This window comes from Stappia sp. G46H5W (assembly GCF_058448995.1).
In genome coordinates, this window is sequence record NZ_JBZFLL010000003.1 from 562,528 (window position 1) to 586,027 (window position 23,500).

20 protein-coding genes are annotated in these 23,500 nt (G+C 66.6%); 12 read left to right on the top strand and 8 right to left on the bottom strand.

The features are described 5' to 3' along the window. Positions 1–2: 2 nt before the first annotated feature. The 5 genes from ACVJ6E_RS12785 to ACVJ6E_RS12805 all read right to left on the bottom strand — a co-directional run bounded on the left by ACVJ6E_RS12785 (position 3) and on the right by ACVJ6E_RS12805 (position 6,599). Complete coding sequence (locus ACVJ6E_RS12785) at positions 3–2,351, bottom strand: hypothetical protein (protein WP_120266965.1); 2,349 nt, start codon at positions 2,349–2,351, stop codon at positions 3–5. 251 nt (positions 2,352–2,602) lie between these two features. Continuing rightward, positions 2,603–3,526 carry a metal ABC transporter permease gene (locus ACVJ6E_RS12790; RefSeq protein WP_120266964.1) on the bottom strand — a complete coding sequence of 308 codons (924 nt, stop codon included), beginning with the start codon at positions 3,524–3,526 and terminating at the stop codon, positions 2,603–2,605. Next, complete coding sequence (locus ACVJ6E_RS12795) at positions 3,526–4,773, bottom strand: metal ABC transporter permease (RefSeq protein WP_491676467.1); 1,248 nt, start codon at positions 4,771–4,773, stop codon at positions 3,526–3,528. The genes ACVJ6E_RS12790 and ACVJ6E_RS12795 overlap by 1 nt, the downstream gene beginning before the upstream one ends. Further along, positions 4,770–5,597 carry a metal ABC transporter ATP-binding protein gene (locus ACVJ6E_RS12800; protein ID WP_120266962.1) on the bottom strand — a complete coding sequence of 276 codons (828 nt, stop codon included), beginning with the start codon at positions 5,595–5,597 and terminating at the stop codon, positions 4,770–4,772. Before ACVJ6E_RS12800 ends, ACVJ6E_RS12795 begins: the two co-directional genes overlap by 4 nt. A gap of 15 nt (positions 5,598–5,612) precedes the next feature. Continuing rightward, on the bottom strand, positions 5,613–6,599 hold the full coding sequence (locus ACVJ6E_RS12805; protein ID WP_120266961.1) for a metal ABC transporter solute-binding protein, Zn/Mn family: 987 nt from the start codon (positions 6,597–6,599) through the stop codon (positions 5,613–5,615). 281 nt (positions 6,600–6,880) lie between these two features. On the opposite strand from ACVJ6E_RS12805, the gene ACVJ6E_RS12810 reads away from it, so the two are divergent. From ACVJ6E_RS12810 to ACVJ6E_RS12830, 5 genes are all read left to right on the top strand, one after another. After that, positions 6,881–7,672: a DeoR/GlpR family DNA-binding transcription regulator gene (locus tag ACVJ6E_RS12810; RefSeq protein WP_120266960.1), complete on the top strand. Its 792-nt coding sequence runs from the start codon at positions 6,881–6,883 to the stop codon at positions 7,670–7,672. Beyond that, positions 7,672–8,751 (top strand): ABC transporter ATP-binding protein, encoded by a 1,080-nt coding sequence (locus ACVJ6E_RS12815; protein WP_120266959.1) that lies wholly within the window; start codon positions 7,672–7,674, stop codon positions 8,749–8,751. Before ACVJ6E_RS12810 ends, ACVJ6E_RS12815 begins: the two co-directional genes overlap by 1 nt. Positions 8,752–8,882: 131 nt before the next feature. Next, entirely contained in the window at positions 8,883–10,178 is a 1,296-nt protein-coding gene (locus tag ACVJ6E_RS12820; RefSeq protein WP_199680944.1) for an ABC transporter substrate-binding protein, read from the top strand. A 127-nt stretch (positions 10,179–10,305) separates the two neighbouring features. Then, the gene (locus ACVJ6E_RS12825; RefSeq protein WP_208996588.1) at positions 10,306–11,220 is read left to right on the top strand and encodes a carbohydrate ABC transporter permease; all 915 of its coding nucleotides are present in this window, start codon (positions 10,306–10,308) and stop codon (positions 11,218–11,220) included. Beyond that, positions 11,217–12,068, top strand: coding sequence for a carbohydrate ABC transporter permease (locus tag ACVJ6E_RS12830; protein WP_120266958.1), 852 nt, complete (start codon positions 11,217–11,219; stop codon positions 12,066–12,068). Before ACVJ6E_RS12825 ends, ACVJ6E_RS12830 begins: the two co-directional genes overlap by 4 nt. Before the next feature lie 85 nt (positions 12,069–12,153). On the opposite strand, the gene ACVJ6E_RS12835 is transcribed toward ACVJ6E_RS12830, so the two are convergent. Beyond that, positions 12,154–14,130: a VWA domain-containing protein gene (locus ACVJ6E_RS12835; RefSeq protein ID WP_158592596.1), complete on the bottom strand. Its 1,977-nt coding sequence runs from the start codon at positions 14,128–14,130 to the stop codon at positions 12,154–12,156. A 293-nt stretch (positions 14,131–14,423) separates the two neighbouring features. Here ACVJ6E_RS12835 and ACVJ6E_RS12840 point away from each other — a divergent pair, with 293 nt between their 5' ends. Next, on the top strand, positions 14,424–15,068 hold the full coding sequence (locus tag ACVJ6E_RS12840) for an AprI/Inh family metalloprotease inhibitor (RefSeq protein WP_147421797.1): 645 nt from the start codon (positions 14,424–14,426) through the stop codon (positions 15,066–15,068). A 40-nt stretch (positions 15,069–15,108) separates the two neighbouring features. Here the strand turns inward: ACVJ6E_RS12840 and ACVJ6E_RS12845 are convergent, their stop codons facing one another. Beyond that, positions 15,109–16,161, bottom strand: coding sequence for a helix-turn-helix domain-containing protein (locus ACVJ6E_RS12845; RefSeq protein ID WP_158592595.1), 1,053 nt, complete (start codon positions 16,159–16,161; stop codon positions 15,109–15,111). 75 nt (positions 16,162–16,236) lie between these two features. Further along, complete coding sequence (locus ACVJ6E_RS12850) at positions 16,237–16,926, bottom strand: MOSC domain-containing protein (RefSeq protein WP_120266954.1); 690 nt, start codon at positions 16,924–16,926, stop codon at positions 16,237–16,239. A 281-nt stretch (positions 16,927–17,207) separates the two neighbouring features. Here ACVJ6E_RS12850 and ACVJ6E_RS12855 point away from each other — a divergent pair, with 281 nt between their 5' ends. The 6 genes from ACVJ6E_RS12855 (at position 17,208) to ACVJ6E_RS12880 (ending at position 23,491) form a co-directional block, all read left to right on the top strand. After that, positions 17,208–17,930 carry an FCD domain-containing protein gene (locus tag ACVJ6E_RS12855; RefSeq protein WP_120266953.1) on the top strand — a complete coding sequence of 241 codons (723 nt, stop codon included), beginning with the start codon at positions 17,208–17,210 and terminating at the stop codon, positions 17,928–17,930. Continuing rightward, positions 17,920–18,945: an ABC transporter ATP-binding protein gene (locus tag ACVJ6E_RS12860; protein WP_120268255.1), complete on the top strand. Its 1,026-nt coding sequence runs from the start codon at positions 17,920–17,922 to the stop codon at positions 18,943–18,945. The genes ACVJ6E_RS12855 and ACVJ6E_RS12860 overlap by 11 nt, the downstream gene beginning before the upstream one ends. Further along, positions 18,942–20,045, top strand: coding sequence for a dipeptide ABC transporter ATP-binding protein (locus ACVJ6E_RS12865; RefSeq protein WP_120266952.1), 1,104 nt, complete (start codon positions 18,942–18,944; stop codon positions 20,043–20,045). The genes ACVJ6E_RS12860 and ACVJ6E_RS12865 overlap by 4 nt, the downstream gene beginning before the upstream one ends. A 25-nt stretch (positions 20,046–20,070) precedes the next feature. Further along, complete coding sequence (locus ACVJ6E_RS12870; protein WP_120266951.1) at positions 20,071–21,582, top strand: ABC transporter substrate-binding protein; 1,512 nt, start codon at positions 20,071–20,073, stop codon at positions 21,580–21,582. 65 nt (positions 21,583–21,647) lie between these two features. After that, positions 21,648–22,595 carry an ABC transporter permease gene (locus tag ACVJ6E_RS12875; protein WP_120266950.1) on the top strand — a complete coding sequence of 316 codons (948 nt, stop codon included), beginning with the start codon at positions 21,648–21,650 and terminating at the stop codon, positions 22,593–22,595. Positions 22,596–22,621: 26 nt separating this feature from the next. Next, complete coding sequence (locus ACVJ6E_RS12880; protein WP_120268254.1) at positions 22,622–23,491, top strand: ABC transporter permease; 870 nt, start codon at positions 22,622–22,624, stop codon at positions 23,489–23,491. The last annotated feature ends 9 nt before the right edge of the window (positions 23,492–23,500 follow it).

Consider the following 23,500-nt stretch of genomic DNA (forward strand, 5'->3'; position numbering starts at 1 on the left):
GATCATCCGCCCTGGCGCATCCGCGCAGCCAGCGCCTCAGGCTCGATCACCTGGTGCACGAGGCCGGGCGTCACGGTCGCCGGCGGCAAGGCCGGCAGTTCCACCGATAGGCGGCCCGAGACTTCCTGGTTTGCCAGCTCGCGGGTCGTGCCGTCCTTCAGCACATAGACGGCCGTGTAATAGAACTCGATCGTCGGTTCGGCGATCGGCCGCTGGATGCCGTAGAACCGCTCCAGATCGTCGACGACGACACCGGACGGCGCTCCCAGCAGGCTGAACAGGATGACGTTCTGCTGCGAGGCCTCGGCTTCCACCCGCTCCGCCCGGCTCATCTCGTGGCGCGGCCGGGTCAGGAAGGCCGGCAGGGCCTTGCCGAAGGTCTTGCGAGCCTGCGGCTTGAGTTGAAACATCGTGAGATTGACGCTGGAAACCTGCGTCCAATCGATCAGGCTGCTGTCGACCTTGATGCTGTAGTTCTGCACCGTGTTGGTGACCGTCATGGTCTTGTATTCGCTCGACTGGCGATAGCCGTCGAGGGTGAAGCTCTCGCCATTCGAATAGAAGATCGTGCCCGAAATGTTGAAATAGGCGTTGTTGGTGTTGTCGACCGCCTGGAAGTTCCAGCGCGGCTCGGCGAAACTCAACAGCCCCGTCGGCTGCCAGTTCGACCAGGTGTTCTCCGCCAGCCAGCTGTCGCCGTTGTTGATCGGGTCGAAATACTGGGCGTTGACGTCGACCAGCAGCAGCGTGGTCGTTTCCGTGGTGTAGTTGAACGCACGCAACGTGAACTGGGTGAACAGCCCCTTCGGATCGGCCACGAACACGATGTCCGCATTGCCCGATCCCGTGAAGTCGGGTGCCGACGACAGGGCGCCGGGCGGTTCCGAGACGATCTCGCTGTTGTCGGCCATCTGGTAGCGCAGCCGATAGCTGTAGTTCTGGCCGATGGGCAGATTGTAGAAGCTGTCGAACCGGACGCCGTTCTCCACTCCGTTGCCGGTCAGGGTCTTGGTCTGGACGATGGCCGGGTTGCCCGCCGGCGGCGCGAAGAAGAAGTCGATATTGACCTCCCGCACGCCGGCCGGACCGGTAAAGGGAATGTTCTGGCCGATGAAGGTCACCTGCCGCGTTCCGAAAACGTTCGGTGTGATGTTGACCAGCGTTTCCGTCGTGGTGATCGGGTCGCCCTGGAAGGTCTTGCCGTCCTTGAAGTTGATCACATAGCTGTAGGTGAATTCCGGATTGTAGCTGCCCCCGGAAAAGTCGCCCGGCGCCTCGTAGATCTTCGAGGACTTGTCGCCATCGGTGACGATCAGCGTGAACGTATTGTCGGTCTTGCGGCTCGGATAGGTGACAGTGACCGTCACCGTCTCGGCAACCGGATCATCGGTCCCGGAGCGGTTGAGTTCGCCGATCAGGTTGAACACCACCGAGAGCTTGCGGTTGTCGACCTTCGTGAAGACCTGCTTCCACTCGTCGGAGGAGAAGCGGCGCATGAAGCTGCTCACCGGCGTCGACCAGTCGATCACCGTATCTTCCTGATAGGTCTGGTTGAACGAGGTCGTCGCCGAGACGGGATTGGGGCCCGTCGCCATGACGGCCGCCGCCGCCACGGTGTTGGCGACCTGGTTTTCCAGCGTCGTCCAGCCCCAGTCGCGCACCCGCTGGGCCAGTTCGTCGCCGCTGCCCGGCCCGAGCTCGACCTTCACTTCGCCGGCGCCCGACTGGCGCAGCACCTGCTTGACCTCCTGCAGGACCTGCTTCTGGTTGCCCCAGGTGTCGCGGACGGTCTTGTACTTCTTCTCGTATTCGATGGCCGCCTCGGCGGTGTAGATCACCGTGGCCTTGGCGCCGAGCAGCTTGGTCAACACCTGCATCTCGTATTCGACGCGGAAGGTCGAGGCGCCGCCTGCATCGCCGCTGAAGGCGTTCTTGAAGCTGTTGACCGCCTCAGGCGTCGCCAACTCGATCTGGAAGGCCGCGACATTGGTTCCGTAGAGCGTCGGCTCGACCGCAAGAACCTGATTTTCGCCGGCGATGTCGTAGTAGAAATAGGCCGTACCGCCCACCCACACGAAGCCGCCCCAGGAGATGTCGGTGCCGAGGATCTCTTCGGCCGCGCGGCGCGCCTCCAGAGGCTGCACCAGCTCCATCTCGAAGGTGCACAGGCCGGCGATCCCGCCGCCATTGGAGGTGTACTCCGTCAGACCGAAGGAGGGGGCGCCGTCCAGCGTCCGCAACCTCGGAACCGGCACCATGTACCAGAGCTTGGGATTGTCGTGATCCTGGTAGACATAGGTGACGCCGCTGGCGCCGTACTCGATCTCGCGAACGCTCGAGACGTCGAACATCACAGCCCTCCATCGAAAAAATTGAATGAATTTCGATTGCACCCTATACGCGAATGTTTGCATCGCGCTCAGGCATACACAATCGACAGAAGCTGCAATATTGATCCTATTTTCGACATTGAACGCGAAATTCAAGTCGAAATTAAAATTATCGTTTTATAAAAACTGTCATATTGACGCAGAGGAATCTCATTAATTGAAATAAATACGGTGATATATCGATAGATATAAATTCTTCATCGGTGAAAATATCAGGCCGAAGGCTCGCCGATACGCCGGCGATGCGGCGCAAAGAGGCAGGCGGCAGCCAGTATTGCACCGGACACGGTGGCAATCATGCCGGCCGCGCTGACCGCATTGGCAGCGCCGAGCCATTGCGGCCCGTAGCCGGCCAGCACATAGCCGAGCACCGCGGAGAGCGCGGCGAAGACAGCGCTCCAGGCGACCTGACGCTCCAGCCGCTCGGTCATCAGCCGCGCGGTCGCCGGCGGGCAGATGAACATGGCGATGACGATGATCGAGCCAACCGCGTCGAAGGCCGCCACCGCCGCCACGGCCGAGGCGGCGACCAGCGCCAGACCGATCAGCCGCACCGGCAGGCCGAGTGTCGCGGCAAATCCCTCGTCGAAGGTGGACAGTTTCAACGGGCGCCAGAATACCAGCATCAGGACGGTCATCACGGCGGCGACCAGCGCGATGCGCGGCAGCTCGGGCGGCAGTCCGGCAAGGGCCGCCGGATCCAGCAGCGAGCCCCAGCCGGTCGCGTCGAACCAGATCAGGCTCTCCAGATTGCCCATCAACGCGTGCTCGACATCGAGGTGAACGCCGCTGGTGTCGCTCTGTTCCAGCAGCAGCACGCCCCCGGCGAACATCGCGGTGAACACGACGCCCATGGCCGCGCCCGGCTCGATGCCGCCGAGCCGGCGGATCGTCTCGATCAGCAGGACCGCAACCAGCGCCGCTCCGGCGGCGCCCAGCAGCATCGGCAGGCTGGCAAGACTGCCAGTGACCAGGAAGGCGACGACGATACCGGGCAGCACCACATGGCTGATGGCATCGCCGATCAGCGCCTGCCGGCGCAGGATCAGGAAATTGCCCGGCAGGGCGCAGGCGATGGCCGAGAGCACGCCGATCAGGATCGGCGTCAGCGACAGCTGGACGAACTCGGCACCCATCAGACAGCTCCCTCCTTGCGCCGCAGCTTCGCCGCCGCCGCCAGCATGCGGTCGATCTCGTCGATCTCGTCGCCCGTCAACACCGCCGAGATCGGCGTCAACCCGTCGTAGCGATGGCTGAGCGGATCGTCCTGGTGGATCCGGCGCGCGACCTCGAAGCGGCGCTCGTCGACCAGCGCCCGGCCGGCCTCGGCACGCCCGGCCTCGGTCGGCACCCGGTCGGGGCGGATCAGCCCCTCGCGGCGCAGGACCTTGAGCGTCAGCGGATCGAAGATCGGCTCGCCCCGCGCCAGCGACAGAAGACCCTGACGGCGATGCAGACGCAGCTGGAAGCGGCGATGGCGGATGGCTGCGGCCAACACGCCGCGCCCGGGCGCAAAGGCAAGCGAAAGCAGGAACAGCGAGAAGGCGAAGAGCACGATGATCGGCCCCGTCGGCAGACCTGGCGCGGCAGCGGACATGGCCGCCCCCGCATAGCCCGACACGCCGCCGATGGCACCGGCGATCAGCACCACATGGTCGGTCCGCTCGCTCCACAGGCGGGCAGCGACCGGCGGCACGATCAGCAGCGCCACCACCAGGACGAGGCCGACGATCTTCAGCCCCGTCACGGTGACGGCCAGCACCAGCAGCATCATGGCAAGATCGATGCGGCGGGTGTTGAGACCGAGCGCGGCCGCAAAGCCCGGATCGAAGCAGACGAGCGTCATCGGCCGCCGCAGCACGACAAGAGCGACCACCGCGAGCGCGCCGCCGACCGCGATCACCACCGCGTCGGAATAGAGCATGCCCGCCGTCGAACCGAGCAGGAAGCCCTCGAGCCCGGCCTGTCGCCCCTGCGACTGGGTCTGGATCACCGTCAAAAGGACGATGCCGAAGCCGAAGAAGACGGACAGCACAGCCCCGATCGCCGTGTCCTCGGCAAGGCGGGTGCGGCGGGTGATCCATTCGACGCACAGAAGACCGAGCGCGGCCGACAGGGCCGAGCCCGCCAGCAGCCCGACCAGGCTGCGGCCGTCGAGCCCGAAGCCGACCATCACGAGAAAGGCGATGCCAACGCCCGGCAGCGTCGCATGGGCGATGGCATCGCTGACCAGCGCCCGCTTGCGCAGGAACAGGAAGGTGCCTCCCGCCCCCGCGGCGATGCCGAGGAGCCCCGCGCCGATGGCGACCAGCGCCGCGTTGTAGCCGGCCTGGAGCAGAAGCGCGGAAACGAACGCCTCCAACGGAGTGCTTGGCACGCTCACCCCCCGTGCTCCGAGAGCCGCAGCTGGTCGATATGGGCCGAGGCCAACCGGCCGCCGTAGGTCGCCTGCAGGTTCTCGGCCGTGAAGACCTCGGCGACCGGCCCTTCGGCGATGCGGCGGGTGTTGATCAGAAGCACCCGGTCGAAATAGTCGGTGACGGTCGCAAGGTCGTGATGCACGCAGACCACCGTGCGGCCCTCGCGCTTCAGCTCCTTCAGCACGTCGATGATCGCCTTCTCGGTCGCCACGTCGACACCGGCGAAGGGCTCGTCGAGCAGGTAGAGATCCGCCCCTTGCGCCAGCGCGCGGGCAAGGAACACGCGCTGCTGCTGCCCGCCGGACAACTGTCCGATCTGGCGTGTGGCAAAATCCGTCATGCCCACACGGGCAAGGCAGGCAAGCGCACGCTCGCGGTGGCCGGCCCGCACCAGACCGAGCAACCCGAGCTCGCGGTAAAGGCCCATCATCACCACATCGATGACGCGGGTGGGGAAATCCCAGTCGACCGAGGCGCGCTGCGGCACGTAGGCGACCCGCTCGCGCGCCCGCTCCAGCGGCGCACCGAAGACGGAGACGGTGCCGGACAGGCGCGGCACGACACCGAGCGCTGCCTTCAGCAGGGTCGACTTTCCGGCCCCGTTCGGCCCGACGATGGCAATGAGGCTGTCGCGCGGAAACGTGGCGTCGACGGAGAACACGGCCGGGCTTTGGCCGTAGGAAACCGTGATCTCCCGCAAGGCCATCGCCGCGCGCGCCGCCTCCGCCCGTGCCGCCGCCTCGGCCTCCGGGCCCTGCACCAGTTCGATCCTGTCCCGCACTTGCATGGCCCTCGTGCTCCCTCAGCTTCCGCTCGCCAGCCGCCCGGACATGCCGCGCTCGGGCGCGGCGCCGCCAAGGGCGCGGGAGATAATCGTGGCGTTGTGGTCGATCATGCCCGGATACGTGCCCTCATAGGTGCCGTCTGCCCCCATCGCGTCGGAAAACAGCTCGCCGCCGATGATCACGGTATGGCCTCTGGCCGCCGCACCCTCGATCAGGGCCCGCACCGACCGGTCGGAGACCGAGCTTTCCACGAAGACGGCGCCGATCTTGCGCTGGACGAGAATGTCGACGAGCTCCGCCACCCGCTGCAGCCCCGCCTCGCTCTGGGTCGAGATGCCCTGGATACCGAGCACCTCGAAGCCCTGGGCCCGGCCGAAATAGCTGAAGGCATCATGAGCGGTGACCAGAACCCGCGCCGTTTCGGGCACGCTGGCAAAAACCTTGTCGGAGTAGTCGGCAAGCTGGGTCAGCTCGTCGAGATAGGCTTCGGCATTGGCCGCGAAGACCTCCGCGTCCTCGGGCCGGGCCGCGACCAGCGCCTCGCGCACCGTCTCGACCACCTGCGACCACAGGCGCGGATCCATCCACACATGCGGGTCGAACTTGTCGGAATAGTCGACATGGGAGATCAGCAACTCGCGCGGCAGGCTTTCGGCAACAGCAACGACCGGCTTGCGGGCGCCGAGCTCCCTCAGGAACTCTTCCATCTGCGCCTCGAGATAGAGCCCGTGCCACAGGACCAGGTCGGCCCGGACCATGGCGGCGATGTCCGTGCGGGTCTGCCGATAGGCATGCGGATCGACACCCGGCCCCATCAGGGCGCGCACGCTCACCCGGTCGCCGCCGATCTGCCGGGCCGCGTCCGCGATCATGCCCGTGGTCGCAACGACCGACAGCGGGGTCTCTGCCCGCGCCCCGACGGGTGAAAGGACACCCAGCGCTGCGAGTGCGAGCGCCCCCGCCATCGCGATCCGTCGGAGCCTGCTGAAGACCGTCCTGCGCATGTGCCGTCATCCCGTGGTTCTGCCGCGGCCGCCGAGCCAAACGGGCAGCAGCCTTCTTCCTTTTAATGATTATGAGAACCATTTGCAGTTTGTCAATGCAATTGCGAACCATTTGCAAAAACGGCCTCGCAAGCCGCTGTGGAGCGGCGTCCGGACAAGGAGACCCCACTGATTTCCAACAAGGTGAATTCTGTCATTGTATGTTCATATGAACGTTGTGCTATGTTCATATGAACGAAGTAGAGACGGAACGTCCGCATTCGGGAGGAACACAGTCGCTCATGACCAGCGGCCTGGCCATAACTGCGCGCCAGCGCGAGATCGCCGATCTCGTGCAGTCCAACGGCTTCGCCTCGGTGGAGTCGCTGGCCGAGCGCTTCGACGTCACCACCCAGACCATCCGGCGTGATCTCACGCGACTGTGCGAGCACGGCATCCTGCGCCGCACCCATGGCGGTGTCGAGCCCCCCGCGCCCGCCGGCAACCTCCACTATGCGCGCCGCCAGATCCTGAACCTGCCGCAGAAGCGTGCGATCGCCGAAACGGTGGCACGCGAGGTTCCGGACGGAGCCTCCCTTGCCTTTTCCATCGGCACGACCCCCGAAATCGTCATGCAGGCGCTGGCCCGCCATCAGGGACTGCGGGTCTTCACCAACAACCTGCATGTCGCCTTTTCCGCCTCGCAGAACCCGGATTTCGAGGTGACCATCGCCGGCGGGCGCCTGCGCCACGGCGACCGCGACATCCTGGGCGCCGATACCGAACGCTTCTTCTCCGCCTACAAGGTCGACATCGGGGTCTTCGGCGTCGCCGGCGTCGATGCCGACGGCACCCTGCTCGACTTCCACGAGGACGAGGTCGCCGCGCGCCAGGCCATCCTCGCCAATTGCCGGCGCGCCTTCCTGGTGCTCGACGCCAGCAAGTTCGGCCGGCCCGCGCATGTGCGCGGCGGTCATATCACCGACGTTGCCGCGGTCTTTTGCGACACCGCCCTGCCCGCCTCCGTCGAGGCGCTGTTGGCAGCGGCCGGACGCGAGAGCGTGGTGTGCACCAACAACAACGAGGAGCGCTGATGAACACGCCCGCGACAGACGGCCGCCCGGGGGGCCAGGAAATCCTGCTTGAAAATGTCTCGAAGGTCTGGGGCGCCCACAAGGCGGTCGACGACCTGTCGATCCGCGTGCCCGCCGGCACGTTCACCGTCCTGCTGGGACCGTCGGGCTGCGGCAAGTCGACGACCCTGCGGATGATCGCCGGCCTGGAAAGCGCCGATGCAGGACGCATCCTGATCGGCGGGCGGGACGTCACCCACCTGCCGGCGGCCGAACGCGACCTTGCGATGGTGTTCCAGTCCTATGCGTTGTTTCCTCATCTCGACGTTGCCGAGAACATTGTCTTCGGCCTGAAGGTGCGCCGCGTGGCGAAGGACGAGCGCGAAGCGCGGCTGAAGCGTGTTGCCGAGCTCTTGGGCCTGTCCGCCCTGCTAGACCGCAAGCCCTCGCAGCTGTCGGGCGGCCAGCAGCAGCGCGTGGCGCTGGGGCGCGCCATCATTGCCGAGCGGCCCGTCTGCCTGATGGACGAACCGCTGTCCAATCTCGACGCCAAGCTGCGCCACGAGATGCGGGTGGAGATCCGCGCGCTGCAGAAGAAGCTCGGCTTCACCATGGTCTACGTCACCCACGACCAGGTCGAGGCCATCACCATGGCCGACCAGGTGGTGCTGCTGAACGGCGGCCGGCTGGAGCAGGCGAGCGATCCGCGCGCCCTCTACCAGCGACCCGAGACGCCGTTCGCCGCCCGCTTCATCGGCGTTCCGCCGATGAACGTGCTGCCGGGCGCGCTGCTGGCCGACCTGGATGCGGATCTTGCCGCTCACAAGGTCGGCCTGCGCCCCGAGGCCTTGACCCTGGCGGATCGCGGGCCGCTCGCCGCACGGGTGGCAAGCCTGGAATATCTCGGTGCCGACATGCTGATCGACTGCGAGGCCGGCGGGAGCATCTTCACCGTCCGCCTGCCGGGCGACCACGACATCGCCGCCGGCACGGACATCCGCCTCGGCTTCGCACCGCAGGACCTGCACGTCTTCGACGGCGCCACCGGTCATCGCCGCGACGATCTCGCGGCAGCTGCCGGAAGCCGCTTCGCCAGCTGAGGCGAACGGGCAACGCACGAACAGGGGGCTGGCAACGGCCCTTCGCACAGGAACGCTTCCGCGCCGCGCGCGGAACGTCAAGCCGGCAAAGCCACCGCTAAGCGGCCGGCACAACATGAGGGAAGGCAGACATGTTGAAATCGATGCTGATGAAGGCCGTCGCCACGGCGACCCTTTCGACCGGACTGGCACTCGGCACATGGGCCTCCGCCCAGGCCGTCGAGCTGCAGTTCTTCTTTCCGGTGGCTGTCGGCGGCAAGGCCGCGGAGACCATCCAGTCCCTGACCGACGAGTATGTCGCGAACAACCCGGACGTGAAGATCGACGCCGTCTATTCCGGCTCCTACCAGGACACCATCGCCAAGGTGATCACCGCCTCGCGCGGCGGTACTCCTCCGCAGCTGTCCATGGCGCTGTCGGCCGACATGTTCACCCTGATCGACGAGGACCTGATCGTCCCCTTCGACGATTACCTGAAGACCGATGAGGACAAGGCCTGGCTCGAGGGGTTCTATCCCGCCTTCATGGAAAACAGCCAGACCGGCGGCAAGACCTACGGCATCCCGTTCCAGCGCTCCACCCCGGTGATGTACTGGAACAAGGAGGCCTTCAAGGAGGCCGGCCTCGACCCCGAGACGCCCCCGGCGACCTGGGAAGAGCTGGTTGAGTTCGGCAAGAAGCTGACCAAGAAGGATGCCAACGGCAACGTCACCCAGTGGGGCGTGCGCATCCCGAGTTCCGGCTTCCCCTACTGGCTGTTCCAGGGTCTGACAACGCAGAACGACGTCATCCTGGCCAACAGCGAGGGCAACAAGACCAATTTCGACGACCCGAAGGTCGCCGAGGCGCTGCAGTATATGGTCGACCTGTCGACCAAGCACGGCGTGATGGAGCCGGGCATCATCGAGTGGGGCGCAACGCCGAAGGCCTTCTTCGAGCGCCAGACCGCGATCATGTGGACCACCACCGGCAACCTGACCAACGTGCGTGACAACGCGCCGTTCGAGTTCGGCGTCGGCATGCTGCCCGCCCACAAGCGCCGCGGCGCGCCGACCGGCGGCGGCAACTTCTATCTCTTCAAGGGTGCGTCCGAAGAGCAGCTGACCGCGGCCGCCAACTTCGTGAAGTGGATCACCGGTCCCGAGCAGGCGGCCAAGTGGACCATTGCCACGGGCTATGTCGCGCCGCGTCCGGACGCCTGGGAGACCGAGGCGATGAAGACCTACGCGGCCGACTTCCCGCCGGCGACCGTTGCCCGCGACCAGCTCGAGTTCGCCGTCGCGGAGCTGTCCACCTACCAGAACCAGCGCGTGACGACGATCTTCAACGATGCGCTGGCCGCTGCGATCACCGGCCAGAAGGACGCGGCGACCGCTCTGAAGGACGCGCAGGCCCAGGCCGACGCGATCCTCGCCGAGTATCGCTGACACCTGACGGTGAACCGGGCAACCGGGTCACGATGAACAAGGAGACCGGCAGCCGTCGCTGCCGGTCTCCATCCCGGTTCGAGGCAGGACGAGCCGACAGGGTTGCGAGGGAAGGAACAAGGACAAGATGACGACCGCGACAGGCCGCACGAGAGTGCCGATGCTGATACGCAGCCGCGAATGGATACACGCGTGGCTGCTGCTGCTTCCCGCCCTCTTCTTCCTTTTCGCCTTCACCCATGTGCCGGCGGTGATGACGCTGTGGAACAGCTTCCACTCCACCCCGCGCGGCCGGCGCCCCGCCCGCTTCATCGGCCTCGACAATTACGAGCGGATGATGGGCGATCCCATCTTCTGGAAGGTGCTCGGCAACAATCTGTGGTTCGCCTTCGGCACGATCCCGCTCTCCGTCGGCATCGCCATCGTCATGGCGCTCTGGGTCAATGACCGCCTCACGGGGCGCGGCTTCGTGCGCATGGCCTATTTCACCCCGACCGTGCTGCCGCTGATCGCCGTCGCCAACATCTGGCTGTTCTTCTACACGCCGGGCTTCGGCCTGATCGACCAGGTCGGCTCCGCCCTGTTCGGCTGGCCGCAGACCAACTGGCTCGGCGATCCGGCCACCGCCCTCAACGCCGTCATCGTCGTCACGGTGTGGAAGGAGGCCGGCTTCTTCATGATCTTCTATCTGGCGGCCTTGCAGGCGATCCCGCCCTCCCTGGTGGAGGCGGCCAAGATCGAGGGCGCCGGCCGCTGGACGATCTTCTGGCGCATCACCTTCCCGCTGATGATGCCGACCACGCTCTTCGTATCGATCAACGCGGTGATCAACTCGTTCCGCCTGGTCGATCACATCTTCATCCTGACCAATGGCGGCCCGGACAACGCCTCCTCGCTGCTGCTGTTCCACATCTACGAAACGGCCTTCAAGTACTGGGAGACCGGCTACGGCGCGACGCTGACCGTCGCAATGCTGGCGATCCTGTGTGCGCTCGCCATCGGCCAGTTCTTCTTCTTCGACCGCAGGGTGCACTACAAATGACCGCCGCAGCCGACGCTCCCGCCCGCCCGCGCCGCCGGCGCTTCGACCTCGACCGGACGCTCAACACGCTCGCTGCCTGGGTGCTGGCCCTGATGTGGATCCTGCCGCTCGCCTTCGCGATCTGGACGGCGATCCACCCTTCGGCCTACGAGGCCCGCTTCGAGTTGCTGGCCCCGCTCACCTTCGAGAATTTCGAGAAAGCCTGGGGGGCCGCGCCCTTCGCGCGCTACTTCCTCAACACCTTCATGCTGGTGACGCTGATCCTTGCCGGCCAGTTCCTGCTGTGCACGCTGGCCGCCTATGCCTTCGCGCGCTTCACCTTTCCGGGCCGCTCGATCCTGTTCACGCTGGTGCTGCTGCAGCTGCTGGTGATGCCGGACATCCTGATCGTCGAGAACTACAAGACCATGCGCATTCTCGGCCTGGTCGACACGATCCCGGCGATCGCGCTGCCCTACATCGCCTCCGGCTTCGGCATCTTCCTGCTGCGCCAGACATTCATGACCGTGCCGCGCGAACTCGACGAAGCCGCGCGCATCGAGGGCTCCAGCATCCTCGGCATCCTGTGGCGGGTCTACATCCCGCTCGCCAAGCCGACCTACCTCGCCTACGGCCTCGTTTCGGTCAGCCACCACTGGAACAACTTCCTGTGGCCCCTGATCGTCACCAACTCGGTCGACACCCGCCCCGTGACGGTGGGACTCAGCGTCTTCTCGGCCATCGATTCCGGCATCGAATGGTCGGTGATCAATGCAGCGACGCTGATGACTTCCGGACCGCTGCTGATCGCCTTCCTGCTGTTCCAGCGCCAGTTCGTGCAGAGCTTCATGCGCGCCGGCATCAAGTAGGACGGATTGACTTCGCCGAAATGCAAGACACCCCGGCAGGCGGCCCGCCTGCCGGGGTGTTTTCTTTTCCAGGGCAGGCTCGTTCCTACTTCACCGTGACCGGGACCCGCGCGACAACCCGCGGCTCGCCGGTGGCGATGACATAGCGCAGTTCGTACTGGCCCGGTTCCGTCGGCGCCATGACCGAGATCCGGCCGTCCGCGATGTTCTCGGCGCTGTTCCAGGCCCCGCCGACATAAGCGGCTTCGCCCTCGCCCGGCAGGGCGAAGCCCACCCAGTTGGCGCCGGCCATCGGCCCTTCGGCGATCACCTGCACCTCGCTGCCGGCCGCGACCTCGGCGGGTGCCTCCAGCTTCACCTCGGCTTCCGCCACCGTAACGGGAAGAGAGGCCAGCACCTTGGGCCCTTCCGAGGCCGAGAGCACGTAGCGCAGCTCGTAGTCGCCCGCGATGGCCGGCGTCGGCAGGCGCACGCTGGTCCCCTCGGGCGTCGCCCAGCCGAGATACTCGGCGGCCGGAGCGCCGACCGAGGCAAAGCCGACCCAGTCGGACCCGCCTCCGGGGCCGGTCCAGGCCACGTCCACATGACTGCCGACCACGAGCGGCCCTTCGAACGAGACCGTTGCAGGCGAAGCCACGACCTTGAACGGCGTGCGGAGCATCACCTGCCCGTCATTGCCGGCGACATAGACCGCCTCGAACTCACCAGGCTCGGAAGGAGCCTGCATCGACAGAACCGCACCATCGCGCACATAGGCATAGCGGCCGTCGTGATCGTCTCCCGTCCCGCCGACGGGAACGAAGGCGAGATAGTCGCCCTGCCCGTTCGGGCCGCGCCAGGAGACCTTGGCCGTTGTGCCGGCAGGCACCTCTGCCGGCAGCTCGATGGCAAGGTCGGCCGGCGTCACCTCGATCGCCGCCGTGGCGATACTCCGGTCGCCGCCCTTGGCCCAGACATAGGCGACCGCATAGCGGCCGGGCTCGGAAGGAACGCGCATGGACAGCGGGTTGCCGTCGCGCACCCAGACCCAGCTGTCGGTTTCCAGCCGCTCCCCGTCGGGACCGGTGATGCGCAGGAAATCGTCATCCTCCATCGGCCCGGTGAAGGCGATCGACAGGCTGGACGAGGAGGGAGCGGAGGTCGCAGCCGGGGTGACGGTCGCCTGCGGCACGTCGCTGGCGAGCTTGACCACGACCGACGCACCCTGATCGTTCACGCTGACCTCGACGCCGCCGGCGCGCTCGCCGGACGTTGCGGTGACGAGATAGTCGCCCGCCGGCAGCTCCATCTTGGCATCGTTGCCGCCGAGCGTCGCCACGAGCTGCTCGCTCGACGCATCGACGACCGTCCAGTCGACCGCACCAGTGACCGCATTGCCGGTCTCGGCCTCGACCGCGCTGAAGGTGACGGGGAAACCGGCCGGTTCGGCCGGCGCTGCCTCGGTCGAGATCTTCAGCGCCTCCGACAGTTCGCCCGCATTGCGCGCGTTGAAATAGCGCCCACCGGTCGCAGAGGCGATGCAGGCGATCTTCGCCTGGTCGGCGCGCGAGGCGATGTCGAAGCCGATGACATGGGCGGTGAAGTCGATGCCCCCGGCCGCCAGCTCTCGCGCAAGAGCGCAAGGATCGCCGCCGCAGGTCTCGATGCCGTCCGAGATCAGCACCAGCCGGGCCGGCCGGTCATTGGCATTGAGCCCGGCGGCCGCCTGCCGCAGCGCCTCGGTGATCGGCGTCTTGCCGCGCGGCTTCATCGCCGCCACGGCGCGGGTCAACGCGGCGCGGTCGAGCGGAGTGACCGGGACCACCTGCTCGACATCGCCGCAGTCGCCGGTGCGCCGGTGACCATAGGCCATCAGACCGGTCGGCGCGCCGTCGGGAAGGGTTTCCACCAGCCCGGCCAGCGCCTCGCGGGCGATCTCCACCTTGGCCACGCCGTCGATCTGTCCCCACATCGAGTTGGACATGTCGATGACGAGCAAGGTGTCGGGCTGCGTCTCCTGCGCTGTCGCCGCGGGCACGGCCAACGCCGCTGCCAGCAGGGCAGCAAGTCCTGTCTGTCGCAAATGAACCTCCACCGGATGCATCAGGCACCGCACGCGAGCGCACGCGGCGCTTTTCACCATGACCGGCCCAACCACCCAGTGATGTGACACCCGTCACGCAGCGACCGTCGGCATGTTCGCGAGCTTGCAGCGCGTCCGTTTTTTTCGACGCTGCGTCCGGCAGACGGGGATGACGCTTGGCCGCCGACCCGGCTGCCGACAAGAAAGACGGGCGTGCCAACCGCCGCGTCGAGGGGGGCGATGTGGCACGGATCCCCGAAACGGACGTCCACACCGGATTTCAGGATACGCGCATGACCCTTTCCCGCACCGCACGCCCGGCTCCCCGGGCGACCGCCGCCCTGCTTTTTGCCGCCGCCCTTGCCGGCTGCCAGGCCCCTGCCAGCTCCGGCCCACCGCCCCCGCCTCCCGCTTTTGCTGCGCCGAACTTCGGATCCCCATCTTTCGGCAGCACCAACCAGGCGTCCTCCATGTCCCCGATGCAGCGCACCACCACGCTGTCCTCCTCCTCGAAGTCATGGGTGACACCGGACGGCACCCGCCACACCAAGTCGTCCAGCACCACCGCCTCTGTGCGCGTCGACCCCAACGCGATGGGCAATGCCGCAGCGATGCTGTTCGGCGCGATGGCGGGTCAGTCCGCGGCCCCCGCCCCGGTCACCAAGGGCCAGATCGCCGGCGACTGGAACGTCGATGTCGATGGCAAGCAGTGCCGCCTGTCGCTGCGCCCGACCGGCGCGGGCATGGGCGACTTCGCATCCACGTTCGGATGCATGGGCACCGACCTGCAGAGCGTTTCCAGCTGGTCCCTGCGGGGCAACGAAGTCGTGCTGACTGGCATGATGAGCCGGCGCGTTGCGGTGCTTGCCCTCAAGGGCACAAACCGCATGGACGGTACAGCGGATGGGTCGTCCGGCAGGATCATCGCCTGGCGCTGACACGTAAACCCGGCGTGGGACCTGTCCCGCGCCGCATGGCTCAGGCGCTGAGCAGGCGGATCCACTCCTCGTAGCGGCGGTCGAGATCACGGTTGAAATCGCTGCTCACCCGCTCCGCTCCCGCGGGCGCTGCCCGCATGTCCCGCGCCGTGGTGCCGAAACGGGCGCGGAAGGCACGTGAAAACGCGCTGTCATTGGCAAAGCCGCAAGCGGAGGCCACGGCCGAGATCGGCCATTCGGCGAAGCGGTGGTCGATCAGCATGCGCAGGGCCAGCCGCAACCGCTGTTCGCGGATATAGGCAAGCACCCCGCCGAAGGGCTCGAACATCTCGTAAAGACGGGTCCGCGACACCCCGGAGAGACGCGCCACCCGTGCCGGCGAAAGCTCCGGATCGCGCAGGTGCTCGGCAATGCGCTGACGCGCGCGCACCAGCAGCGCAAAGGCGATGCCCGCCTCGCCCTGCCCGTCGTCGCGGCGGCTGGCATTGAGGCAGGCCGCCGTCAGCGCCACGGTCGCCGCACTCGCCTCGGTGCCTTGCGAAAGGTTCATGTTCGGCGCCAGCGCCTTCAGCGTTATCATGTGGTCGATCAGCAGGCGGGCAAGCGGATTTCCCTGCGCCTGGATTACCTGCATGTGCCGGTCGCCGGCCTGCTTGAGCTGAGGCTCGATGAGCGAGCGCGGCACGAGAAGCGACAGGTTGGTGAAGTCGCTGGTCTGCGACTGCATTTCCTGCGCCAGATCGAAGACCACCAGCGCATCCTGGGTGAAGACTTCCTCACGCCCGCGATGGCTGAACTCCATCCGGCCCTGCTCATAGATCTGGATCATCAGGTGATCCATGCCGTCACGCGCGATGGTCGCCGACGAGCGCGCCCAGGATTGGGCCTCGGTTCGGGTGCGGGCCAGCGCCACATCGCCGATCACATGGGCATCCAGTTCCGCGCGAAATCCTTGGGCCCGACGCTCCTGCGGAACGCCCACCTCGAAGAGACAGCCAATACTCTCGCGCCAGACGTCGAAGCGGTCTGCGAGCGGAACCGCATCCAGCGAAAACACCGAATGCGGAACGCGGGAAATGTCTTCCGTCGTCAAAGCCCCCTCCTCGGGATTTGCGCCGGGGAATTTAGCAGGTGCTGGCAACGCCGCAAGGGACCACCAAGCGCCGGCTCATCCCCCCTGGAGGCGGGCGGAGGTGTCTTCGGAAAAGTCCGCCTGCGACTTCTTCACGAACGCCGCACGCCACGAGGCCGACAGCGGCGCCAACGCGGCAATGGCGGCGGCCACCTCAGGATCGAGGCGCGGATCGAAGCGAGCAGCGATCACCTTGTCGAGCGGCCAGTCGGGACAGGGACGGGCGATGAGTTCCATCTTGTCGCCGACCGTGATCCGGCCTCCTTCCAACACCCGGTAGTACCAGCCGGTGCGCCCGCTCTTCTGCATGGCCATGGCCATCTCGTCGATCCCCGTATGCGCGGGCAGCTTCCAGCAGGGCTGGCGGCCCTGGCAGATCTCTACGAGAGTCGAGCCGATGCTGAACCGGTCGCCAAGGCAAACGTCGGCCTCGGAAATGCCGAGAGTGGAGATGTTTTCGCCGAAGCCGCCGGCAACGAAACGCTCGACATGCTCGGGCCAGCGCGCCGCCCAATACGCATAGTGATCGGCGGGATAATGATGCAGCGCCTTTTCGGGCCCGCCATGTACTGCCCGGTCCGCCTGCTCGTCCTCTTCGAACCCGTCGAGGCCGAGTTCCAGGGGGCCGCGGACGGATTGCTTGCCGATCGCCGAAGGCGGCTTGCCCTCCCAGCGCTCGCGCGCCTTGCCGATGTAAAGACCAGTGACGGTGGCAGTCGTCTGCATGGGAAAGCTCCGGTAGGCGGCAGGACCGGCACTTTACGCCCGCGCCCTCCGCCCCTCAAGCGACCCGCCGCCGCACCCCGGCGACAGCACGAACCAATAATTGATTGGTTCCGCGCCACAACATGCTCACCCCGCCGGCACCGCCCCATCAATGACGCCGAAAATTTCGCCACAGCCGCCCATTTCGCAAGCATCGCAAACCAACCCCGCCACGGCGGCTTGCCAGACCGTTTCTTTCGCGCCATTAATGGAACCAATAGACAAAAAGGTACGAGGCGGGCTTGGCTTCCACGGCGGACGACACCCAGACACAACGCAACTCCAGCCTTGCCCTGGAGCGCCTTCGCATCATCGTCGACCAGTTGGAGCGGGAAGCGCGGGACCAGCTGCCCACGGAACGCGAGCTGGCCGAGGAGATCGGCGTGGGACGGCGCGCGGTACGCCGCGCACTCGACGTCCTGGAGGCGGAGGGGCGCATCTGGCGCCGCCAGGGGGCCGGCACCTTCATCGCCGCTGCTCGTGGGCGCGCGGAAAGCCGCATCCGCCACCTGCCGGAAATGAGCAACATGTTCGAGGTGATGGAGGTCCGGCTACGCATCGAGCCGGCGCTTGCCCGCCTCGCCGCGCTCCGAGCCACCGCCGCCGACATCTCGCGCATGCGCGAGATTTCCGAAAAGGTCGCAACCGCCCCGGACATGGACAGCCGCGAGCTGTGGGACAGCTCCCTGCACAGGGCCGTTGCCCTGGCCGCAGGCAACACGCTGTTCCTGGCCCTGTTCGATGTCGTCGACCGGGTGCGGCAGGACGAGAACTGGCGCCATGTGCGCGAGGCACTGCGTACACCCAGCTCGCAAAGGCTCTACCATTCCCAGCACGAGGAGCTGGTCGACGCGCTGGAAAGGCGCGACCCGGTGGCTGCCGAGCGAACGATGCGCCAGCACCTGCTCAGTCTGCAGGAGCGGCTGATGCTGCAGACCGTCGAGGGCAATGCCGATGCAGGCTGAGACGGGCACCACGCAGACCCTTGCGACCCGCACGCCGCTGCTGGTCGTCGAGGACCTTGCCCTCCGCTTCGGCGGTGGCCCCTCCAACGTGGTCGACGGCGTCAGCTTCGACGTCGCCGCTGGCGAGACCCTGTGCATCGTCGGCGAGAGCGGCTGCGGCAAGTCGGTGACATCGCTCGCCCTCATGGGGCTGCTGCCGATGCCCCCCGCCGAGATCGTACGCGGCCGCGCCCTGTTCGAGGGGCGCGATCTGCTGGCCCTGTCTCGCCGCGAGATCGGCAGGCTGCGCGGTGACCGCATGGCGATGATTTTCCAGGAGCCGATGACCTCGCTGAACCCGGTCTACACGGTCGGAGAACAGATTGCCGAGATCGTCCGCCGGCACCGGCCGGTCGGACGGGCAGAGGCGCGGGCACGGGCGCTCGAAATGCTGGAGCGGGTCAAGGTGCCGGCGGCAAAACGCCGGCTCGACGACTACCCGCACCAGATGTCGGGCGGCATGCGGCAGCGGGTGATGATCGCCATGGCGCTTGCCAACGACCCGCGCCTGCTGATCGCCGACGAGCCGACCACGGCGCTCGATGTGACCATCCAGGCCCAGATCCTCGACCTGATGCGCGAGCTGCAGCAGGAAACCGGCACGGCCCTCATTCTCATCACCCATGACCTCGGCGTCGTTGCCGAAGTCGCCGACAAGGTGGCGGTGATGTATGCCGGGCGCATCGTCGAGACCGGGCCGGTGGCCGCGATCTTCGACGACCCGCAACATCCCTATACGCTCGGCCTGATCAGTTCCGTGCCCTCGCTCGGCGAGCGCGGCGGGCGCCTCGCGACGATCCCCGGCATGGTGCCGACCGTCGAACGCATGCCGGCCGGCTGCCGCTTCGCCCCGCGCTGTCCCTTTGCCGATGCCGGCTGCCGGGCGGAGGCACCCCCGCTGACACAGATCGCTGAAGGCCACTCGGCCGCCTGCCGCTACGCCCCGCTGGAACGCCATTTCGGAGACGCGGCATGAGCAGCGAAACCCGCGACGTCATCCTCGAAGCCAGAGGCCTTGCCAAGCGCTTCCCCGTCGGCATGAAGCTTTTCGGCGAGCGCCAGAGCGTGCGCGCGGTCGACGGCGTGTCGCTGAAGGTCCATCGCGGCGAGACGCTGGCCGTGGTCGGCGAAAGCGGTTGCGGCAAATCCACCCTCGCCCGGTTGCTGCTGCGCCTGATCGACCCGAGCGAAGGCGAGGTGCTCTACGGCGGCAAGGACATCGCCTCCCTGCCCAAGGGCGAGATGCGACGGCTGCGCAAGGACCTGCAATTCGTCTTCCAGGACCCCTTCTCGTCGCTGAACCCGCGCATGAGCGTCGGCGCCATCATCGAGGAGCCGATGCGCGTCCATGGCCTTGGCAACGCCGCATGGCGCCGGGAGGAAGTCGCGCGGCTCCTGACCCGCGTCGGACTGAGGGCCGAGTTCGCCGACCGCTATCCGCACGAGTTCTCCGGCGGCCAGCGCCAGCGTATCGGCATCGCCCGGGCTCTCGCCAGCGGTCCCAAGGTGCTGATCGGCGACGAGCCTGTCTCCGCGCTCGACGTGTCGATCCAGGCCCAGGTGATCAACCTCCTGGAAGACCTGAAACAGGAATACGACCTGACGCTGGTGCTGATCGCCCACGATCTTGCCGTCATCCGCCACATGAGCGACCGGGTCGCCGTGATGTATCTCGGAGAAATCGTCGAGGAAGGTGTGACCGCCGCCCTCTATGCGGCTCCGCTTCACCCCTATACCCGCGCCCTGATGCGGGCGATCCCGATCCCCAGCCCGCGCGCCCGCAAGGCCGCAGTGAAGCTGACCGGCGATGTGCCCTCGCCTCTTGCTCCCCCCTCCGGCTGTCGCTTCCACACCCGCTGCCCGCTTGCCGACCTGCGATGCGCCGTGGACCGGCCCGCCCTTCAGGACGTGGAGCCCGGCCGCCGCGTCGCCTGCCATCACTGGCAACGCGTGGCGAAGGAGGGTACCGCCGCCCTTGCCGAACCGGAGGCCTCGCAGGCCGCCCGCCGCCGTCTTTCGCTTTACCGGGACAGAAGCGAACGCCAGCAGAACTCCGTCCCGCAATCTGAATCATAAGAACCTGACCAGAGGAGCCTTGAGAATGCGACAGAGTCTTCTTGCAGCCCTGCTGCTGAGCGCCAGCGCCCTTGTGGCCCTGCCCGCTGCCGCGGCCGACCTGAGGATCGGCCTTCAGGAGGACCCGGATGTGCTCGATCCGGATCAGTCCCGCACGTTCGTCGGCCGTATCGTCTACGCCTCGCTTTGCGACAAGCTGGTCGACATCACGCCGGACCTCGAGATCATCCCGATGCTCGCGACCGCATGGACGTGGTCGGAGGACGGCAAGGTCCTGACCATGGACCTGCGCGAAGGCGTCACGTTCCATGACGGCACCGCCTTCGACGCGGAAGCGGTGAAGGCCAATATCGAGCGCTCGAAAGGGCTACCGGAAAGCCGTCGCAAGAGCGAGGTCAAGTCGATCGAAAGCGTCGAGGTGACCGGCCCGCTGCAGGTGAAGATCACCCTCGGCCAGCCCGATGCGACGCTGCTCGCCCAGCTCGCCGACCGCGCCGGCATGATGGTCTCGCCCACGGCCGCTTCCGCCGCCGGGGCCGACTTCGGCTCCAACCCGGTCTGCTCGGGTCCCTTCGCCTTCAAGGAGCGCGTCCAGCAGGACCGCATCGTGCTGACCCGCTTTGCCGACTACTGGAACGCCGACGCGATCCATTTCGACAGCGTGACCTTCCTGCCGATCCCCGACACGACCGTACGCCTCGCCAACCTGCGCTCCGGCGATCTCGACATGCTGGAGCGCCTGGCCGCCACCGATGCAGCCTCGGTGAAGGCCGACGCCGGGCTCGTCTATGCGGATGCGGTCAGCCTCGGCTACCAGGGCATTACCATCAATGTCGACAATGGCGAGCGCGGCAACAACCCGTTCGGCAACGACCCCAGGCTGCGTCAGGCGTTCGAGCTGACGCTCGACCGCGAGGCGATCAACCAGGTCGTGTTCGAGGGCGTGTTCGCGCCGGGCAACCAGCCCTTCCCGCCGACCAGCCCCTGGTACGACAAGGAGACGCCGATCCCGGCCCGCGACATCGCCAAAGCCAAGGAGCTGATGAAGGAAGCCGGACACGAAACCTTCGATCTGGAGGTGCAAGTCGCCAACAACCCGGTACAGACCCAGCTGATGCAGGTGGTGCAGTCGATGGCCGCCGAGGCCGGCTTCAACGTCAAGCTGAAGTCGATGGAGTTCGCCAGCCTGCTCGCCGACCAGACGGCCGGCAACTACCAGGCGAGCCAGGTGGGCTGGTCGGGCCGGACCGACCCGGACGGCAACATCCACCAGTTCATGACCTGCAAGGGCGGCATCAACGACAGCAAGTACTGCAATCCGGAGGTCGACGCCCTGCTCGACAAGGCGCGCACGAGCAACGACACGGCGACCCGCAAGGCGAGCTATGACGCGGCCCGCAAGATCCTCGCGAAGGATCTGCCGATCATCTACCTCTACCACCAGACCTGGATCTGGGCGCTGGATGACAAGGTCGAAGGCTTCGTTCCCTACCCGGACGGCATGATCCGCCTGCAGAACGTCAAGTTCAAATCCTGACGCAAACACCCGCGGGGCCCGGATGACCCGGGCCCTGCACCCCTTTTTCCGGATACGGCCCGTTCATGCTGACCTTCATCGCAAGACGCCTGCTGATCGCGATCCCGACCCTGCTTCTGGTGTCGGTCTTCGTGTTCACGCTGCAAAAACTCCTGCCCGGCGACCCCGCGCTGGTCCTGGCCGGTGAGGAGCGCGACCCGGAAGTGCTCGCCTTCATCCGCGAGAAATACCGGCTGAACGATCCGATCTTCTATCAATACGCCTACTGGCTTGGCGGTCTGGTACAGGGCGATCTCGGCATATCCCTGCGCACCAACCAGCCGGTGCTGCAGCTCATCCTCGACAAGCTGCCCGTCACCATCCAGCTCGCGGTGATGGCGATGATCATCGCCATGCTGATCGGCATCCCGGCCGGCATCCTGTCGGCGGTGAAGAAGGGCGGCCCCATCGACTACATCGCCAATTTCGTGGCGCTGTCGGGCCTGTCGATCCCGAATTTCTGGCTCGGGATCATGCTGATCCTGCTGGTGTCCGTGGAGCTCGGCTGGCTGCCGGCCTCCGGCTACACCTCGCCGCTGGAGGATCCGGTGCGGTCCTTCCAGACCATGATCATGCCCGCCTTCGTGCTGGGCACGGCGCTGGCCGCCACCTTGATGCGGCACACGCGCTCGGCCATGCTCGGCGTCCTCAAGGCCGACTATGTGCGCACCGCCCGCGCGAAAGGCCTGGGCGAGCGCATCGTCATCCTCAAGCATGCCTTCCGCAACGCCCTGTTGCCCATCGTCACGCTCGGCGCGTTGCTGTTCGGCGAGTTGCTGGCCGGCGCGGTGCTGACCGAACAGATCTTCACCATTCCCGGCTTCGGCAAGCTGATCGTCGATGCGGTCTTCACCCGTGACTACGCGGTGGTGCAGGGCGTCGTGCTGTGCACCGCCGCCGGCTTCATCCTGATGAACCTGATCGCCGACGTGCTCTACTTCCTGCTCAATCCGCGCATGAGGGCGACCCTGTGACCACGCCCGCCAACGCCGCCCCGGCCGTGCCCGCCGCCGCCGAAGACAACACCCTGCCTGCGCGCAGCGGCAGCCGCGCCTGGAAGAAGCTGAAGCGCAACAAGAGCGCGCTCTTCGGCTTCCTGCTGGTCGCCTTCTTCGTCGGCATCGCCGTGCTGGCGCCGATCCTGCCCATCGCCGATCCCGCCGCCACCAGCTGGTCGGCGATCCGCAAGCCCCCGTCCGAGCTCTACTGGCTGGGCACCGACGAGATCGGCCGCGACATTCTCTCCCGGATGATCTGGGGCGCTCAGGCCTCGCTGCTCGCCGGCGTCGTCTCGGTGCTGATCGCCGTGGTCGTCGGCGTGCCATTCGGCCTTTTGGCAGGCTATTTCGGCGGCTGGACCGACCAGATCATCTCGCGCATCACCGACGCGCTGCTGGCAACGCCGTTCCTGATCCTCGCCATCGCGCTCGCCGCCTTCCTCGGCCCCAGCCTGACCAATGCGATGATCGCCATCGGCCTGTCGGCGACACCGATCTTCATTCGCCTGACCCGCGGCCAGGTGCTGTCGGTGAAGACGGAAGACTATGTGGAGGGCGCGCGCGCCGTCGGCCTGTCGGACGTTGCGATCATGTCGCGCTACATCCTGCCGAACGTCTTCGCGCCGGTTCTGGTGCAGGCAACGCTGACGGTCGCGACCGCGATCATCGCGGAGGCGAGCCTTTCGTTCCTCGGCCTCGGCCAGCAACCGCCCGATCCCAGCTGGGGGTCGATGCTCAACGTTGCGAAGAATTTCATGACCCAGGCGCCGTGGATGGCGTGGTGGCCCGGTGCCGCCATCTTCCTCGTCGTTCTCGGCTTCAACCTGCTCGGCGACGGGTTGCGCGACGCGCTCGACCCGCGCGAGAGCTGACCCGCGCTT

Coding starts and splice junctions, on each gene's coding strand:
- ACVJ6E_RS12785 (WP_120266965.1), bottom strand. CDS start 2,351: ATGTTCGACGTCTCGAGCGTTCGCGAGATCGAGTACGGCGCCAGCGGC.
- ACVJ6E_RS12790 (WP_120266964.1), bottom strand. CDS start 3,526: ATGGGTGCCGAGTTCGTCCAGCTGTCGCTGACGCCGATCCTGATCGGC.
- ACVJ6E_RS12800 (WP_120266962.1), bottom strand. CDS start 5,597: ATGCAAGTGCGGGACAGGATCGAACTGGTGCAGGGCCCGGAGGCCGAG.
- ACVJ6E_RS12805 (WP_120266961.1), bottom strand. CDS start 6,599: ATGCGCAGGACGGTCTTCAGCAGGCTCCGACGGATCGCGATGGCGGGG.
- ACVJ6E_RS12810 (WP_120266960.1), top strand. CDS start 6,881: ATGACCAGCGGCCTGGCCATAACTGCGCGCCAGCGCGAGATCGCCGAT.
- ACVJ6E_RS12815 (WP_120266959.1), top strand. CDS start 7,672: ATGAACACGCCCGCGACAGACGGCCGCCCGGGGGGCCAGGAAATCCTG.
- ACVJ6E_RS12820 (WP_199680944.1), top strand. CDS start 8,883: ATGTTGAAATCGATGCTGATGAAGGCCGTCGCCACGGCGACCCTTTCG.
- ACVJ6E_RS12825 (WP_208996588.1), top strand. CDS start 10,306: ATGACGACCGCGACAGGCCGCACGAGAGTGCCGATGCTGATACGCAGC.
- ACVJ6E_RS12830 (WP_120266958.1), top strand. CDS start 11,217: ATGACCGCCGCAGCCGACGCTCCCGCCCGCCCGCGCCGCCGGCGCTTC.
- ACVJ6E_RS12840 (WP_147421797.1), top strand. CDS start 14,424: ATGACCCTTTCCCGCACCGCACGCCCGGCTCCCCGGGCGACCGCCGCC.
- ACVJ6E_RS12850 (WP_120266954.1), bottom strand. CDS start 16,926: ATGCAGACGACTGCCACCGTCACTGGTCTTTACATCGGCAAGGCGCGC.
- ACVJ6E_RS12860 (WP_120268255.1), top strand. CDS start 17,920: ATGCAGGCTGAGACGGGCACCACGCAGACCCTTGCGACCCGCACGCCG.
- ACVJ6E_RS12865 (WP_120266952.1), top strand. CDS start 18,942: ATGAGCAGCGAAACCCGCGACGTCATCCTCGAAGCCAGAGGCCTTGCC.
- ACVJ6E_RS12870 (WP_120266951.1), top strand. CDS start 20,071: ATGCGACAGAGTCTTCTTGCAGCCCTGCTGCTGAGCGCCAGCGCCCTT.
- ACVJ6E_RS12875 (WP_120266950.1), top strand. CDS start 21,648: ATGCTGACCTTCATCGCAAGACGCCTGCTGATCGCGATCCCGACCCTG.